Consider the following 14464-nt stretch of genomic DNA (forward strand, 5'->3'; position numbering starts at 1 on the left):
TGATGGACTTCGCCGGCCTGTCCACCCCCGATGCCGCTGTGCTGGCTGGCGCGGTGCTGGTCGCGCTGGCGCTGGACCGGTTGTTCGGCGAACCACCGGTGCGGTTGCACCCGGTGGTGGCCATGGGGCACTTCCTGGGTGCGGTCGGGCGGCGGGTGTCGCGTGCGGCTGGCGCGGTGCCGCGGCCGGGGGCCGAGTTCTGGCTCGGCGCGCTCGGCTGGTGTGTCGGTGCGGCGCTGGTGGCGGCTCTGGCGTTCGCCGCCGGGTGGGCGATGGAAGAGCTGCATCCGCTGGCGCAGGTGGCCCTGCTGGGTGTGCTGCTCAAACCCATGTTGTCCTGGCGCATGCTGAGCGACGAGGTGCGGGCAGTGGAAGCGGCCCTGGCCGAATCGCTGGCCGCCGGGCGCCAGCGCGTGGGCTGGCTGGTGAGCCGCGATGTGGCGGCGCTCAGCGAAACCCAGGTGCGCGAGGCGGCGGTGTCCACCCTGGCCGAAAACCTCAACGACTCGGTGCTCGCCCCCATCTTCTGGTTCGCCGTGGCCGGCCTGCCCGGCGCGGCGCTCTACCGCTTCGCCAACACCGCCGACGCCATGTGGGGCTACCGGGGCGAACGCGGTGGCCGCGACTGGACCTGGGCTGGCAAGTGGGCTGCGCGGGTGGACGACGTGCTGTCCTGGCTGCCGGCGCGCCTCACCGCGCTGCTGATCGCGCTGCCGACCATGGGCCGCGGCTGGTCGGCCGTGGTGGTCAACGCTGGCAGCACGCCGTCGCCCAACGGCGGCTGGCCCATGGGCGCGCTGGCCGTGGGCCTGGGCATCCGGCTGGGCAAACCCGGCGTATATCAACTCAACGGCCAGGGCCGGGCGCCGCGGGCCACCGACACGGCGCTTGCGCTGCGGCGCTGCGGTCAGGTGGTGGCACTGCTGTCGCTGCTGGCGGTAGGGGTGTTGGCGCTGTCGCTCAGGGGCCGGCCATGACGGCGCGCATCCACGGTGGGCCGGACGCCCAGGGCGTCGCGCGCTGGGACTTCTCCAGCAACGCCAACGCCTGCGGGCCGTGCCCGATGGCGCTGCAGGCGGTGCAACAGGCGGATGCCATGCACTACCCCGACCCGGTCTACACCCGCCTGCGCGCTGCGCTGGCGGACCTGCACGGCGTGGCGCCCTGGCGCGTGCTGCTGGCCGCCAGCACCAGCGAGTGCATCCAGCGCCTGACGGCCTGGCGCTGGCGCGCGGGCGACCGCCGATTCTGGACGCCGCCGCATGCCTACGGCGACTACGCACACGCGGCGTCTGCCTGGGGGCTGGAACGGGTGAACGATCCCGGGCAGGCACCGCTGGCCTGGCTCTGCGACCCCGGCAGCCCGCTGGGGCAGGGCGAATCGGTCGAGGCGGTGCGGACTCTGCTGAACCACACGCCGCGCACCGTGGTGCTGGACCGTGCCTACGCACCGCTGCGGCTGAGAGGCCACAGTGCGCTGGATGCTGCGCAACTGGACCGCGTCTGGCAGCTCTGGTCGCCCAACAAGGCCCTGGGCATGACGGGCGTGCGCGCAGCCTATGCGGTGGCGCCGCTGGGCGCGCGGGCCGACGTCGTGGCACTGGAGGCGCTGTCTGCGTCGTGGCCCATCGGTGCGCACGGTGAGGCCATGCTGCTGGCCTGGACCACGTCCGGGGTGCAAGACTGGGTGGCCGCGAGCCGCCACACGCTGGCCGACTGGGCGGGTGCCCTGCGCGCCATGCTGGCGGCACACGGTTGGACCTGCACGCCCAGCGACACCGCCTACGGCAGTGCCAGGCCGCCGCAACCCATTGAGGCCGCCGCCTTGCGTGAGCGGGGCATCAAGCTGCGCGACGCCACCTCGTTCGGCCTGCCGGGCTGGTGGCGGCTGAGCGCGCAGCGCCCCGACGCGCTGGCCGCTTTGGAAGCGGCCTTGTGTGCGCTTGAAACGAACGTGGAGACCTCGGAATGACCGCGGTGTGTGTGATGGTGCTGGGCACGACCAGCGGCGCCGGCAAGAGCTGGCTGACGACGGCGCTGTGCCGCCACTACGCCCGCCAGGGCCTCAAGGTGGCGCCCTTCAAGGCGCAGAACATGAGCAACAACGCGCGGGTGGTGGCCGGGGTGGCGGGTGCACAAGGCGAGATAGGAAGCGCCCAGTACTTCCAGTCGCTCGCCGCGAAAGCCGACCCAGACGTCCGCATGAACCCGCTGCTGCTCAAGCCAGAGGCCGACACGCGCAGCCAGGTGGTGCTGATGGGCGAGGTGCACCGCGCACTCAGCGACATGCCCTGGCGCGGCCGCAGCGAGACCGTCTGGCCGCACATCGCGGCGGCGCTGGACGCGCTGCGCGAAGAAAACGACGTGGTAGTGATCGAAGGCGCGGGATCGCCGGCCGAGATCAACCTGCACGCCAGCGACATCGTGAACATGCGCGTCGCGCGCCACGCCGACGCGCGCTGCCTGCTGGTGACCGACATCGACCGCGGCGGCGCCTTCGCCCACCTCTACGGCACCTGGGCCCTGCTGCCCGAGGACGAGCGCGCACTCATCAAAGGCTTCGTGCTCAACAAGTTCCGGGGCGACGCCAGCCTGCTGGCGCCCGCGCCGCAGATGCTGCAAGACCTGACCGGCGTGCCGGTGGTGGCAACGCTGCCCATGTGGTGGCAGCACGGCCTGCCCGAGGAAGATGGCGTCTTCGATGACAAGACACGCGCGGCGGGTGCGGTGCAGACCACCATCGCTGTGATTGCCTGGCCGCGCATCAGCAACCTCGACGAGTTCCAGCCGCTCAAGAACGTGCCGGGCGTGCGCCTGGTCTGGGCGCGCACGCCGGCCGACTGCGCGGGCGCGGACTGGATCGTGCTGCCCGGTTCCAAATCGACCGCGGCCGACCTGGCCTGGCTGCGCGCGCAGGGGCTGGACCAGGCCGTGGCCCATCACGCGGCACAGGGCCGGGCGGTGCTGGGCATCTGCGGCGGGCTGCAGGTGCTGGGCGAGGCGCTGATCGACACCCATGGCATCGACGGCAACGCACCCGGCCTGGGCCTGCTGCCGCTGGTGACGGCCTTCGACGCCGAGAAAACCGTGCGCCGGACGACGGCGGCGTTCGGTGAACTTGGTGGCGCGTGGCAGGCGCTCTCGGGTGTCACCGCCGCCGGCTACGAAATCCACCACGGGCAGACCGCGCAGCACCCGGCCATGGCCGCCAAGGGCGACATCGCCCGCGAAGTGATGCCCGGCCTGGCCTGGCAGAACGCGGCGGGCAACGTGCTGGGCTGCTACCTGCACGGCCTGTTCGAAGACCCGGCGGTGCTGCGCGCGCTGTTCGGCGCCCGTGTGCCCACGCTGGACACCGTGTTCGATGGGCTGGCTGATTTTCTTGAACAACATGTCGAGCCCGGTGTGCTCGATGCCCTCATTCACAAGGACTGAACCATGCATTTCCCAATCCCCGTCCTCGACGACGTCACCCAGACCGAGCTGGCCGCGCGCCTGCAGCACCTGCTGGACAACAAGACCAAGCCGGTCGGCTCCCTGGGCCAGATCGAGCGCCTGGCGCAGCGCATCGGCCTCATCCTGGGCAGCGAGGCGCCCGAGCTGCGGGACCCGCAGCTGGTGGTGTTCGCGGGTGACCACGGCCTGGCCGCACGCGGCGTCTCGGCCTACCCGAGCGACGTGACCTGGCAGATGGTCGAGAACTTCCTGGCCGGCGGCGCGGCCGTGAGCGTGCTGGCCCGGCAGAACGGCATCGGTCTGACAGTGGTCGACTGCGGCGTGCGGCACGACTTTGCGCCGCGCCCCGGCCTGGTCATCAACAAGGTGGCGCCCGGCACCGCCGACGCACTGGAAGGCCCGGCGATGAGCACCGCCCAGTGCAATGTCGCCATCGCCAGCGGCGCCGCGCTGGTGAAGGACCTGCCGGGCAACGCGCTGCTGCTGGGCGAGATGGGCATCGGCAACACCTCGGCGGCTTCGCTGCTGATGAGCCGCCTGGCCGGGCTCGACATCGTGGACTGCACGGGCGCGGGCACCGGGCTCGACGCCCCCGCGGTGCAGCGCAAGATCGGCATCCTGCGCCAGGTGCTGGCGCGCCACCCGGACGCGAAGGCCCCGCTGGACGCGCTCGCGGCCTTCGGCGGTTTCGAGATCGCCACCATGGTCGGCTCGGTGCTGCAGGCCGCGGCCGAGCGGCGTGTGATCGTGGTCGACGGCTTCATTGCCAGTTCGGCCGTGCTGGTGGCCAGCGCGCTGCAACCCGCCGTGCTGCAGCGCTGCGTGTTCGCCCACCAGTCGGGCGAGCGCGGTCACGCGCTGATGCTGGCACACCTGAAAGCCGAGCCTCTGCTGGACCTTGGCCTGCGCCTGGGCGAAGGTTCCGGCGCCGCGCTGGCCTGGCCGCTGCTGATGAGCGCCTGCGCCATCCTGCGCGAGATGGCCAGCTTCGATTCGGCCGGCGTGTCGCGGCAGGACAGCGCCGAAACGGCGGTACGCTGAGGGCATGGCCTTCATCCGTCATTTCCTCATTGCCGTCCAGTTCTTCACCCGCATCCCGGTCACCGGGCGGCTGGCGGACTGGGTGGGTTTTTCGCCGGCCATGCTGCGCGCCAGCGCGGCGCATTTCCCCGGCGTGGGCTGGGTGGTGGGGCTGCCCACTGCGGTGGTGTTTGCCGCGGTCTGGTGGTGGCTGCCGGCGCAGCCTGCCGCGCCCTGGGTGGCGGCGCTGCTGAGCACCGTGTTCAGCGTGCTGCTGACCGGTGCGTTCCACGAGGACGGGCTGGCCGACCTCGCCGATGGCCTGGGCGGTTCGTCGAACCGCGAGCGCGCGCTGGAGATCATGAAGGACTCGCGCATCGGCAGCTTCGGCGCCATCGCGCTGGTGCTGGCGCTGTTCTCGAAGGTGGCGGTGCTGGCCCTGATCGCACAATCGGGCGGGGCGCTGGTGGCCGCGGTGGCGCTGTTCGCCGGCCACGTCACCTCGCGCCTGATGCCGCTGTTCGTCATCCACACGATGCAGCACGTGGGCGACACGCCCAGCTCCAAATCCAAGCCGCTGGCCGAGAGCATCGGGCGCGGCGCGCTGGCGGTGGGCGTGCTCTGGTGGGCGCTGGCCATGGGCCTGGTGGTGGCGCTGCTGCCCTCGGTGCGCTGGGCGCAGGCGGTGCTGGGCGCGCTGCTGGGGCTGCTGTGGATGGGCCGGCTGCTGCGCCGGCGGCTGCAGGGTTTCACGGGTGACGGGCTGGGCGCCACGCAGCAGGTGAGCGAGATCGCGTTCCTGTTCGCGCTGTCGCTGTCCCTCCCCGCCGCGGCGCCATGAAGCTCTGGCTGCTGCGCCATGCACGGGTGGTGCTGCCGCCGGGCCTGTGCTACGGCGCCAGCGACGTGCCGGCCGACCAGGCCCTGACCGCCGAGGCGGCGCAGGCCATCGCACCGCTGCTGCCGATCGGCCTGCCGGTGCGGGTGTCGGACCTGGGGCGGGCGCAGCAGCTGCACCAGGCCTTGCGGGCGCACCGCCCCGACCTGGGCGTGGCACAGACCGACCCTCGCATCCGCGAGATGGACTTCGGCACCTGGGAGCAGACCGCCTGGGACGCCGTGCCCCGCACCGCGTTCGACACCTGGATGGCCGACTTCGCCCTGCACCGCTTCGGCGGCGCCGAGAGCGTGCACGAGCTGATGGACCGGGTGGCCGACGCGCTGGACGACACCCGCGGGGCCGTGGGCGAGGGCGGCGAGGCGCTGTGGATCACCCACGCGGGCGTGATCCGGTCGGTGATCTGTGTGGCGCAGCACGGGCGCCGACCCGTCGTATCGGCCGCTCAATGGCCGCGTGAAGCACCACAGCCGGGCGAATGGATGGTGCTCGAGGTCTGAGGCGCAGGTCCGCCGGGAGAGGGCACACTCGGGCCTATGGATGGTTCCCGTTTCGCGTCGTTCAGCCCGGTTGACCGCATGAAGGCACTGGCGCTGGGTTTGCTGCTGCTGGCGGCCGGGGTGTACGTGGGCGCCACGCTGATGGAGCCGCGCCACGTCGCATGGGGCTATGTCGCGGCAGCGGCCGAGGCCGCGATGGTGGGGGCGCTGGCCGACTGGTTTGCGGTCGTCGCCCTGTTCCGCCATCCGCTGGGACTGCCCATACCGCACACGGCGATCATCGTGTCCAACAAGGACCGTCTGGGCGCGCAGCTGGCGCGGTTTCTCGGCACGCACTTCCTCACCGCCGAGCATGTGCAGCCCATGCTGGCGCGCTGGGACCTGGCGCGAGAGCTGGGACAGTGGCTGGAACAGGCCGAATCGGCCCAGCGGGTGGGGCGCTGGGTGCAGCAGGCCACCCCCGCCGTGCTCGGCGCCCTGGACCAGAGCGATGTCCGGCAATGGATCGCCGGCCTGGCGCAGCGTCTGTTGCGGCAGGTGGATGTGGCCACACTGGGCGGTCAGGCGCTGGCCGCGCTCACCCGCGACGGGCATCACCAGCAGTGGTTGGACGGTCTGCTGCAGCAGATGGCGCGATGGGCGGAGCAGGCGTCGGTGCAGGAGCAGCTCACCGATCGCATCGCGCGGGAACTCAAGGAGCTCAAGTACGTCGGACTCGACCAGATGGCTGCCCGCCTGGCCACGCGCAAGCTGGTGGCCGCGCTCACGCACACGCTCTCCGACGTGGCGGCCGACCCGGCGCACGAGTTGCGCCGCCGTTTCGACGACTGGATGGCCGACGCCATCGAGCGTCTGCAGACCGACGCCGACTGGCAGCAGCGGGTGGCGGTCTGGCGCGATGCCTGGCTGGACCAGCCGCAGTGGAATCAGCCGATCGAGGCCTGGTGGCACGAGGTGTTGAAGCGCCTGCGCGAGGAAGCGGCCCGGCCCGAGTCCGACCTGGGAGCCCGCTGCGCGCAGGTGGCGCAGGCGGCGGGCCGGCAACTGCTGGCCGATGATTCCTTGCGCGACTGGCTCAACACGCAGGCGCACCAGGTGCTGCTGCGCGTGCTGGAGGCCAGCCGCGAAGCCATCGTCGGCTTCGTGGCGCAGCGCGTGCAGGTCTGGGATGCGCAGGACATGAGCCGCGTGCTGGAAGAGCACATCGGGCGCGACCTGCAGTTCATCCGCATCAACGGCACCCTGGTGGGCGCGCTGGTGGGGCTGCTGCTGCACGCGCTCACGCAGGCACTGCTGTGAGCGCCGGTACCTGGGCAGGCGGGCCTCAGCCCGTCGTCTTGGGTCTGAAGTCGCAGCAGGCCGACACGGCGCACTGGTGGCACAGCGGCTTGCGCGCCTGGCACACGTAGCGGCCGTGCAGGATCAGCCAGTGGTGTGCGTCCACCAGGTACTTCGCGGGGATGCGTTGCAGCAGCTGCTGCTCCACCGCCAGCGGCGTTTTGCCAGGCGCCAGACCGGTGCGGTTGCCGACGCGGAAGATGTGCGTGTCCACCGCCATGGTCGGTTCGCCGAAGGCCACGTTGAGCACCACGTTGGCCGTCTTGCGGCCCACGCCGGGCAGGGCTTCGAGTGCCTCGCGCGTGCGCGGCACCTGGCCGCCGTGGCGTTCCACCAGGATGCGGCAGGTCTCCATCAGGTGTTTCGCTTTGCTGCGGTACAGGCCAATGGTCTTGATGTACGACTCCAGACCGTCGAGGCCCAAGTCCAGGATCTGCTGCGGCGTGTGGGCGACCGGGAACAGACGGCGCGTGGCCTTGTTGACCCCCACGTCGGTGGCCTGGGCCGAGAGCAGCACGGCGGCCAGCAGCTCGAACACGCTGGTGTATTCAAGTTCGGTGACGGGTTGCGGGTTCGCGGCCTGGAGGGTGGCGAAGAAGGTCTCGATCTGCGCGGGTGTCATGCCGCGCAGTGTAGTTCCGGGCAGGGCGCTACCATTTCGCCACCTTTCCATTCCTCTTCAGAGACATTCGCATGAGCTTTGCCATTCCGTTTGCCGACCGCCTGAACAACGTCGAAACCTCCGCCATCCGCGAACTCTTCAAGCTGCTGGGCAGGCCCGGCATCATCAGCTTTGCCGGGGGCTTTCCCGACAGCGCCATGTTCGATGTGGACGGCATCCGCGAAGCCGTCAATGCTGCGCTGACCGAAGAAGCCGGGGGCGCCCTGCAGTACGGCGCGACCGAGGGCTACAACCCGCTGCGCGAACAGCTCGCCGCCTTCATGACCAGCAAGGGCAGCCAGGGCGTGACGGCGAACGACCTGATCGTCACCACCGGCAGCCAGCAGGCGCTGGATCTGCTGGGCAAGACCCTCATTTCCCCCGGCGACAAGGTGATCGTCGAAGGCCCGACCTTCCTGGCCACCATCCAGTGCTTCCGCCTGTACGGCGCCCAACTCGTGACGGCACCGGTGGACGGGCAGGGCGTGGACACCGACCGACTCGAGAAACTCATCGTCGAACACAAGCCCAAGTTCATCTACCTGATTCCCACCTTCGGCAACCCCAGCGGCGCCATGCTCAGCCTGGAGCGCCGCAAGCGGGTGCTGGAATTGGCGGTGCAGCACAACGTGCTGGTGGTGGAAGACGACCCGTACGGCGACCTGTACTTCGGCGACGCGCCGCCGCCCAGCCTGCTGGCCCTGAGCGCCAGCGTGCCCGGCAGCCGCGAGCGCCTGGTGCACTGCGGCTCGCTGTCCAAGGTGCTGAGCCCCGGCCTGCGCGTGGGCTGGATGGTCGGCCCCGCCGAGCTGCTGGCCAAAGCCACCATGTGCAAGCAGTTCAGCGACGCCCACACCAGCACCTTCGCCCAAGCCACGGCGGCGCAGTACCTCAAGGCCGGCCGCATGCCCGCCACCCTGGCCAAGGTGCGCGCGGTCTACGCCGAGCGCGCTGCCACCATGGGCAACGCCCTGCGCCGCGAACTGGGCGACGCGATTGAGTTCGTGCAGCCACAGGGTGGTCTGTTCGTCTGGGCCCGCCTCACGGGCGCGGGCGGCAAGGTGGCCGATGGCGGTGAGCTGGCCAAACGAGCCATCGAAAAGGGCGTGGCCTTTGTGCCGGGTGCGCCGTTCTACGCGAACAACCCCGACAACGCGACCCTGCGCCTGTCGTTTGCGACGGTGGGGCTGGACAAGATCGAAGAAGGCGTGAGCCGGCTGGGTTCTGCCGTCTGAGCCTGATTGCCGGCGGATAGGCCGCGGGGTCTGCCGCCGGCGGGCTCAGGCCCCGGGCATCCGGGACCGGAGCAGGCTGTCGGGCAGGGTGCCCCGGAACATGGGGCGCAGCGATTCCAGCGCGCGGATCGCGTGCGGTTCGTTGTGGCGCTGGCAGAGATCGGCGTACAGCTCGGCCCGTGCGTACCACAGGCCTTCCGCATCGCGGGTGTGGTGCAGCCGCTGGTGCAGCCGGGGGTTGCTCAGGCGTCCGTCCTCACCATGCAGGCGCAGCATGGCAAGGCGGATGCGCGCCACGTCGGCGTCGTTGTGGCGGACCTTCTCGACGCCCAGCAGCGACCCCAGGCCTTCGCGCAAGGTGCTGGACAGGGTCGAGAGGGTGGACAGAGGCCCTTGGAATACGGAATGCTGGCGGCTCACCCGGCCAGATTACCCAATCTGAGGAGGGTTTTTGCGCCGCTGCCTGAAACGCTTTGTAGTCCTGTTACAGGTCGGCCCGCTCAGGCACCCGTACTCAGTCGCCGGTGAACTGGGTGGCGTTCTTGCCCTGGAACGGCTGGTAGAAGGCCTTGATGCGCACCATGTCGGCGTCGATGTCGCCCGTCGGCTCGAACACCGGGCCCAGGCCGCTGCGTTTGGTCGCGTAGTCCATGTAGGCCAGGATGATGGGCACCCGGGCGGTGGTGGCGATGTAGTAGAAGCCGGTCTTCCAGTAGCGCGTCTTGCTGCGCGTGCCCTCGGGCGGCACGATCAGCTGCAGCGGGCCGTCGGCGTCCTGGATCGCCTGGGCCGAGGCGGCGACCAGGTTGTTGGACTTCGAGCGGTCGACCGCGATGCCGCCGAGCCAGCGCATCAGACCACCGAACGGGAAACGGAAGATGCTGGCCTTGCCCATCCAGTAGGGGTTCAGGCGCAGCGCGAACGCGACCATCAGGGTGTAGGGCAGGTCCCAGTTGCTGGTGTGCGGGGCGGCGATGAAGACGCTCTTGGCGGCACTGGGCGGCAGGTGGCCTTCGACGGTCCAGCCGGTGAGCCGCAGGAAGCCGGTCGACATCGCTCGCAGCAGGGGAGCGACCACCGGGGTGGTGAAGATGGTGCGGTGCATGGCGTGCGCTATTGTCGGTGACGCGGGCGCGACCGCCCTTGATCTGCGCCAAGCTACCATCGCCCGCTCGAATCACCCGAGGAGACCGCGACATGACGCAGACGCTGACCGTGCAGGACATCAAGGTCCTGATCGACGGCCAAGGACCGACCGTGGTCATGCTGCACGGCTGGCCCGATTCACCCGCGCTGTGGGACGGGTCGGTGGCAGCGCTGCGGGACGGCTACCGCTGCGTGCGCTTCGCGCTGCCGGGCTACGACCTGGGCCGGCCGCCGCGCCCGGTGTCGGTGGATCAGATGTGCCAACTGGTGGCGGCCATCGTCGATGAGGTCAGCCCCGATCAGAAGGTGACCCTGATGCTGCACGACTGGGGCTGCTTCTTTGGCTATGAATATGCCGCGCGGCACACGGACCGGGTGTCCCGGGTGGTGGCCGCCGACATCGGCGACACCAACACCGGCGCTTACCTGAAGTCGTTGACCGCCAAAGAAAAGGCCATGATCGCGGGCTACCAGCTCTGGCTGGCCGTCGCCTGGAAGCTAGGGCCACTGCTGCCTGGTCTGGCCAACCGCATGACGCGCTGGATGGCTCGCACCATCGGCTGTCGCACCCCTGCGGCCGAAATCGCCTGGCAGATGAACTACCCCTACGCGATGCAGTGGTTTGGCACGCTGGGTGGCCTGCGCGGCGTGGCGCGGGTCGACAAGGTGTTCGGCCCGACGCTGCCCACGCTGTTCTTCTTCGGCAAGCGCAAGCCGTTCATGTTCCATTCCGCGCGCTGGCTGGCGCAACTCGCCACCACGCCGGGCAGCGCGGCCCATGGCCTGGACGCCGGGCACTGGCTCATGAAGCAGAAGCCCGAACAGTTCAACCGCACGGTGCGCGACTGGCTGGACCGTGCGCACGCCGCGACATGAACCCGTCCGAACTGGAGCGCTTGCTGACCGTAGAGATGCCCTATGGCAAGTACAAGGGCCGGGCGATTGCCGACCTGCCGGGGCAGTACCTCAACTGGTTCGCGCGCGAGGGTTTCCCGAAGGGCGAGCTGGGGCGCTTGATCGCCCTGATGCACGAAATCGACCACAACGGCCTGGGTGCGCTGCTCACGCCGCTGCGCCACCGCCGGCCGTCTAAGGCGCGCGGGTCCTGAGCGCCTCGTGCACCACGGCCGCGGCCCAGGCGTCGTTGGCCGCGTAGACCAGCTGGCCCTCGGTCAGGCGGGGGTTGGCCCAGTTGGACGTCGCGGCCTTCTTGGACTTGATGAAGCGCTGCCCGAACAGCACCGCCACCGCACCCTTGACGCCCATGTCCTTGCGGTAGCCGCTCGCGCGGAACAGGTGGTTGAGCTCGATCACCCCGACCGGCTCCACGCCCAGCTTGGCGCGGATGCGCTTGGTGTCGTCGCCCAGACCGAAGCCGGCCTTGCTGTGTCCGGCCTCGGCCATCACCTGCGCGGCCAGGTCGCGGCTGGCGGGGTCGTGCAGCTGGAACACCCAGGCCTGCTCCGTCGTGGCCAGCTGCAGGATGTGCGGCCCGTCGGACACCTCGCCCTGCACGAAGGTGGGCTTGCTCTCGGTGTCGAAACCCCAGTGGGGGTGGTCGCGCAGCGCCGCCACCGCCTCGCGCGCGGCCGCGGCGGTGTTCACCAGCGCGATGCGGTCCAGGCCCAGGCGGGGAAATTCGGGCAGGAGGGCGATGTCGTCCTTGCTCGGTGTGGTGCGGGTGGTGTTCATGGGCAGGAGGTCGGGGCGGCGCGGGATAATCGGGCATTGTGCCTGCCGCCCCGCCATGACCTACACCCTCAAGCTCCACGTGCCCGACGACACGCCGCCGGGCCAGCGCCAGGCCGCTGAACGCCTGTTCCGCGATGCGCTGGAGGCGGCGCTGGGCGATGCGGCGCTGGTGGCGCCGGTCTACCGCGCCTATCTGGGCATCGTCGCGCAGCACGGCGAGACGCCCGACCCCGAGGCGCTGACGGTCGAGGAGCGCACGGTGCTGGAGCACTGGCAGATGGCCGAAGCCGCGGCTCTGGAGGCTGTGTTCGGCCCGCACCGCCACCTGGACGAAGGCGGCTACGACATCGTGCTGCCCGCATAATCCGGGTCCGTTTCACGTCCTGCCGGGGCGAACGCACCCAACCCAAGGACATCCATGAGAAAAACCTACCCGCTGCGCCCCGAGGGCAAGCACCCCGACCGCGTGCTCGACGCCGTCAAGCACGACATCCGCAAATACCAGAAGCGCGAACGCCGCCGCGATCTGCCCGAGGGTGCGGACTTCTGGGACTTCGACTGCCGCTTCGGCGCCGACAAGGACAGCGCGCAGGTGGTGCATCCGGGCGAGCTGATGAACCTGCTGGACGCGCTGGCCAAGGACGGCGCCACGCAGTGTTATGTGGAGCTGCTGGCCAAGCCCGGCGTGCGCAAGCCGCGCCCGGCGGGTACGGCGCCCGAAGCTGCCGGTGAACAGACCAGCGACGAAGAGTAAGGGGTTTCGCCGCCGGGCCGCCCCAAGGCGAAACGCACCCCCTCAGGGGGCAGCGACCCGCGAAGCGGCGGAGCGTGGGGGCTACGGTTTCGCTGCCTGTGCGCGCAGCTTGTCTTTTTTGCTCGGCCGCTTGCCCTTGACTCCGCCGTTGCCTGGCGCGGGCGGTGGCGGCGTTTCGGTCGGCTCGAAGCCTTCCACCGTTTCCAGCGGCAGGCTCAGGCCCTGGCGCTTCTCGATCAGGTGCCAGTGCGCCAGTTGCGCAGCGGTCACGAAGCTGACCGCCAGGCCGGCCTGACCCGCTCGGGCGGTGCGCCCGATGCGGTGCAGATGGTCCACCGCCGAGCGCGGCAGGTCGAAGTTCACCACCACCGGCAGACCGTCGATGTGGATGCCGCGCGCGGCCAGGTCGGTCGTCACCAGCACGTCCCAGCGCCCGGCCTTGAACTCGCCCAGCGTGGTCTGGCGTGCGCCCTGGCTCAGTCCGCCATGGAAGGCGGTGGCGTAGACCTCGCCGTGGTGCAGCTTGTTGGCTAGGCGCTCGGCCGCGTACTGCGTGGCCACGAACACCAGCACCGGCTTCCAGCCCTCGGTTTTCATCAGCTGCCGCAGCAGCTGGGTGCGCCGTTTCTCGTCGACCGCAAAGGCGCGCTGCTGCACCAGCGGTGCGTCGGCGTCATCGTCCGGCGTTGGCACGTCCACCCGCACCGGGTCGTGCAGCAGCTGCAGCGCCATGGTTTCGACCGCCGGTGGCACGGTGGCGGAGAACAGCAGGTTCTGGCGCTGCGTCGGCAGCAGGCCCCGCACACGCGCCAGTTCGTCGGCGAAACCCAGGTCGAGCAGGCGGTCTGCCTCGTCCAGCACCAGCAGATCCACCGAATCCAGCCGCAGGCCGTTGTGGTCCACCAGGTCCAACAGCCGGCCAGGGGTGGCGACCACCACGTCGGCGCCACCGCGCAGCGCCATCAGCTGCGGGTTGATCGAGACGCCGCCGAAGGCGACGACCAGCTTCGGGCGCCGGGGCAGCGCCTGCGCCAGCGAGCGCAGCACCTCGCCGACCTGCGCGGCCAGCTCGCGCGTGGGCACCAGCACGAGTGCCCGCGTGCGGCGCGGCCCGGTGTCCGCCCGGTCCAGCCAGCGCTGCAGCAGGGGCAGGGCGTAGGCGGCGGTCTTGCCCGAGCCGGTGCGGGCGCTGGCCAGCAGGTCTCGGCCGGCAAGCACCGGCGGGATGGCCTCGGTCTGGATCGGGGTGGGGGCGGCAAAACCCAGGTTGGCAGCGGCCTGGGCGAGAGCGGGCTCAAGGCCCAGAGAGAAAAACGGCATGGGGCGATTGTCGGCGACGCGCTACGATCCCGGCCCATGAAATCACGAGCTTCTTCCGGTGGCCTGGTCTATTCGACCGAATCGGGCCGCATGTGCCCCGGCTGCCGCCAGCCGGTGGCGGCCTGCCGCTGCGGCGAACCCGCTGTACCCAAGGGCGATGGCGTGCTGCGCGTCTCGCGCGAGACCAAGGGCCGGGGCGGCAAGGCCGTGACCGTGGTCAAGGGGGCGCTGCTCGATGCGGCGGGTCTGGCGGCGCTGGGCAAGCAGCTGCGCACGCTCTGCGGCACCGGCGGCACGGTGAAAGATGGCGTGATCGAGGTGCAGGGTGACCACGTCGAACGCGTGATCGAGGCGCTCAAGGCCCAGGGCCACACGGTCAAACGCGCGGGCGGCTGAGCAGTCGCTGAGCGTTCAAGGCCAGCAGGCAGCAGGAAAAAATCCGGG

General features: G+C 70.4%; 18 protein-coding genes. 13 read left to right on the plus strand and 5 right to left on the minus strand.

Annotated features, from left to right (window positions below; all coding sequences use genetic code 11):
* Positions 1-2: 2 nt before the first annotated feature.
* From cbiB to BC358_RS12930, 7 genes are read left to right on the plus strand one after another with little or no spacing between them, the layout of a single operon-like run.
* Positions 3-977 (plus strand): adenosylcobinamide-phosphate synthase CbiB, encoded by a 975-nt coding sequence (gene cbiB / locus BC358_RS12900; RefSeq protein ID WP_079366115.1) that lies wholly within the window; start codon positions 3-5, stop codon positions 975-977.
* Positions 974-1972: an aminotransferase class I/II-fold pyridoxal phosphate-dependent enzyme gene (locus BC358_RS12905; protein WP_079366116.1), complete on the plus strand. Its 999-nt coding sequence runs from the start codon at positions 974-976 to the stop codon at positions 1970-1972. The genes cbiB and BC358_RS12905 overlap by 4 nt, the downstream gene beginning before the upstream one ends.
* Positions 1969-3435 (plus strand): cobyric acid synthase, encoded by a 1467-nt coding sequence (locus BC358_RS12910; protein WP_079366117.1) that lies wholly within the window; start codon positions 1969-1971, stop codon positions 3433-3435. Before BC358_RS12905 ends, BC358_RS12910 begins: the two co-directional genes overlap by 4 nt.
* 3 nt (positions 3436-3438) lie before the next feature.
* Positions 3439-4497 (plus strand): nicotinate-nucleotide--dimethylbenzimidazole phosphoribosyltransferase, encoded by a 1059-nt coding sequence (gene cobT / locus BC358_RS12915; protein WP_079366118.1) that lies wholly within the window; start codon positions 3439-3441, stop codon positions 4495-4497.
* Positions 4498-4501: 4 nt separating this feature from the next.
* Positions 4502-5317: an adenosylcobinamide-GDP ribazoletransferase gene (cobS, locus tag BC358_RS12920; protein WP_079366119.1), complete on the plus strand. Its 816-nt coding sequence runs from the start codon at positions 4502-4504 to the stop codon at positions 5315-5317.
* Positions 5314-5874: a histidine phosphatase family protein gene (locus BC358_RS12925; RefSeq protein ID WP_079366120.1), complete on the plus strand. Its 561-nt coding sequence runs from the start codon at positions 5314-5316 to the stop codon at positions 5872-5874. Before cobS ends, BC358_RS12925 begins: the two co-directional genes overlap by 4 nt.
* Positions 5875-5910: 36 nt before the next feature.
* Positions 5911-7173, plus strand: coding sequence for a DUF445 domain-containing protein (locus BC358_RS12930; protein WP_079366121.1), 1263 nt, complete (start codon positions 5911-5913; stop codon positions 7171-7173).
* 25 nt (positions 7174-7198) lie between these two features.
* On the opposite strand, the gene nth is transcribed toward BC358_RS12930, so the two are convergent.
* Entirely contained in the window at positions 7199-7834 is a 636-nt protein-coding gene (gene nth, locus BC358_RS12935; protein ID WP_079366122.1) for an endonuclease III, read from the minus strand.
* A gap of 83 nt (positions 7835-7917) precedes the next feature.
* On the opposite strand from nth, the gene BC358_RS12940 reads away from it, so the two are divergent.
* Positions 7918-9108: a PLP-dependent aminotransferase family protein gene (locus tag BC358_RS12940; RefSeq protein WP_079366232.1), complete on the plus strand. Its 1191-nt coding sequence runs from the start codon at positions 7918-7920 to the stop codon at positions 9106-9108.
* Positions 9109-9153: 45 nt separating this feature from the next.
* Here the strand turns inward: BC358_RS12940 and BC358_RS12945 are convergent, their stop codons facing one another.
* Both BC358_RS12945 and BC358_RS12950 read right to left on the minus strand, forming a co-directional pair.
* Positions 9154-9528: a hypothetical protein gene (locus BC358_RS12945; protein WP_143434290.1), complete on the minus strand. Its 375-nt coding sequence runs from the start codon at positions 9526-9528 to the stop codon at positions 9154-9156.
* Positions 9529-9622: 94 nt separating this feature from the next.
* Positions 9623-10213, minus strand: a complete 591-nt coding sequence (locus BC358_RS12950; RefSeq protein WP_079366124.1) for a lysophospholipid acyltransferase family protein — start codon at positions 10211-10213, stop codon at positions 9623-9625.
* 92 nt (positions 10214-10305) lie between these two features.
* Here BC358_RS12950 and BC358_RS12955 point away from each other — a divergent pair, with 92 nt between their 5' ends.
* Positions 10306-11130 carry an alpha/beta fold hydrolase gene (locus BC358_RS12955; RefSeq protein ID WP_079366125.1) on the plus strand — a complete coding sequence of 275 codons (825 nt, stop codon included), beginning with the start codon at positions 10306-10308 and terminating at the stop codon, positions 11128-11130.
* Positions 11127-11363, plus strand: a complete 237-nt coding sequence (locus tag BC358_RS12960; RefSeq protein WP_079366126.1) for a DUF3820 family protein — start codon at positions 11127-11129, stop codon at positions 11361-11363. The genes BC358_RS12955 and BC358_RS12960 overlap by 4 nt, the downstream gene beginning before the upstream one ends.
* On the opposite strand, the gene BC358_RS12965 is transcribed toward BC358_RS12960, so the two are convergent.
* Positions 11344-11946, minus strand: coding sequence for a 3'-5' exonuclease (locus tag BC358_RS12965; RefSeq protein ID WP_079366127.1), 603 nt, complete (start codon positions 11944-11946; stop codon positions 11344-11346). The two genes, BC358_RS12960 and BC358_RS12965, sit on opposite strands and share 20 nt — an antisense overlap.
* Before the next feature lie 55 nt (positions 11947-12001).
* On the opposite strand from BC358_RS12965, the gene BC358_RS12970 reads away from it, so the two are divergent.
* Together BC358_RS12970 and BC358_RS12975 are read left to right on the plus strand one after the other, a co-directional pair.
* Entirely contained in the window at positions 12002-12310 is a 309-nt protein-coding gene (locus BC358_RS12970) for a hypothetical protein (protein WP_079366128.1), read from the plus strand.
* A gap of 54 nt (positions 12311-12364) precedes the next feature.
* Positions 12365-12700: a DUF6172 family protein gene (locus BC358_RS12975; protein WP_066154419.1), complete on the plus strand. Its 336-nt coding sequence runs from the start codon at positions 12365-12367 to the stop codon at positions 12698-12700.
* Positions 12701-12781: 81 nt separating this feature from the next.
* Here the strand turns inward: BC358_RS12975 and BC358_RS12980 are convergent, their stop codons facing one another.
* A complete protein-coding gene (locus tag BC358_RS12980) occupies positions 12782-14020 on the minus strand; it encodes a DEAD/DEAH box helicase (RefSeq protein WP_079366129.1) in 1239 nt (412 codons plus the stop codon).
* Between the two features lie 36 nt (positions 14021-14056).
* On the opposite strand from BC358_RS12980, the gene BC358_RS12985 reads away from it, so the two are divergent.
* Complete coding sequence (locus BC358_RS12985; RefSeq protein WP_066154413.1) at positions 14057-14416, plus strand: translation initiation factor Sui1; 360 nt, start codon at positions 14057-14059, stop codon at positions 14414-14416.
* Positions 14417-14464 lie beyond the last annotated feature (48 nt).

This window comes from Hydrogenophaga sp. H7 (assembly GCF_002025745.1).
GTDB lineage: Bacteria > Pseudomonadota > Gammaproteobacteria > Burkholderiales > Burkholderiaceae_C > Hydrogenophaga > Hydrogenophaga pseudoflava.

Coding starts and splice junctions, on each gene's coding strand:
- cbiB (WP_079366115.1), top strand. CDS start 3: ATGGACTTCGCCGGCCTGTCCACCCCCGATGCCGCTGTGCTGGCTGGC.
- BC358_RS12905 (WP_079366116.1), top strand. CDS start 974: ATGACGGCGCGCATCCACGGTGGGCCGGACGCCCAGGGCGTCGCGCGC.
- BC358_RS12910 (WP_079366117.1), top strand. CDS start 1,969: ATGACCGCGGTGTGTGTGATGGTGCTGGGCACGACCAGCGGCGCCGGC.
- cobT (WP_079366118.1), top strand. CDS start 3,439: ATGCATTTCCCAATCCCCGTCCTCGACGACGTCACCCAGACCGAGCTG.
- cobS (WP_079366119.1), top strand. CDS start 4,502: ATGGCCTTCATCCGTCATTTCCTCATTGCCGTCCAGTTCTTCACCCGC.
- BC358_RS12925 (WP_079366120.1), top strand. CDS start 5,314: ATGAAGCTCTGGCTGCTGCGCCATGCACGGGTGGTGCTGCCGCCGGGC.
- BC358_RS12930 (WP_079366121.1), top strand. CDS start 5,911: ATGGATGGTTCCCGTTTCGCGTCGTTCAGCCCGGTTGACCGCATGAAG.
- nth (WP_079366122.1), bottom strand. CDS start 7,834: ATGACACCCGCGCAGATCGAGACCTTCTTCGCCACCCTCCAGGCCGCG.
- BC358_RS12950 (WP_079366124.1), bottom strand. CDS start 10,213: ATGCACCGCACCATCTTCACCACCCCGGTGGTCGCTCCCCTGCTGCGA.
- BC358_RS12955 (WP_079366125.1), top strand. CDS start 10,306: ATGACGCAGACGCTGACCGTGCAGGACATCAAGGTCCTGATCGACGGC.
- BC358_RS12960 (WP_079366126.1), top strand. CDS start 11,127: ATGAACCCGTCCGAACTGGAGCGCTTGCTGACCGTAGAGATGCCCTAT.
- BC358_RS12965 (WP_079366127.1), bottom strand. CDS start 11,946: ATGAACACCACCCGCACCACACCGAGCAAGGACGACATCGCCCTCCTG.
- BC358_RS12970 (WP_079366128.1), top strand. CDS start 12,002: ATGACCTACACCCTCAAGCTCCACGTGCCCGACGACACGCCGCCGGGC.
- BC358_RS12975 (WP_066154419.1), top strand. CDS start 12,365: ATGAGAAAAACCTACCCGCTGCGCCCCGAGGGCAAGCACCCCGACCGC.
- BC358_RS12980 (WP_079366129.1), bottom strand. CDS start 14,020: ATGCCGTTTTTCTCTCTGGGCCTTGAGCCCGCTCTCGCCCAGGCCGCT.
- BC358_RS12985 (WP_066154413.1), top strand. CDS start 14,057: ATGAAATCACGAGCTTCTTCCGGTGGCCTGGTCTATTCGACCGAATCG.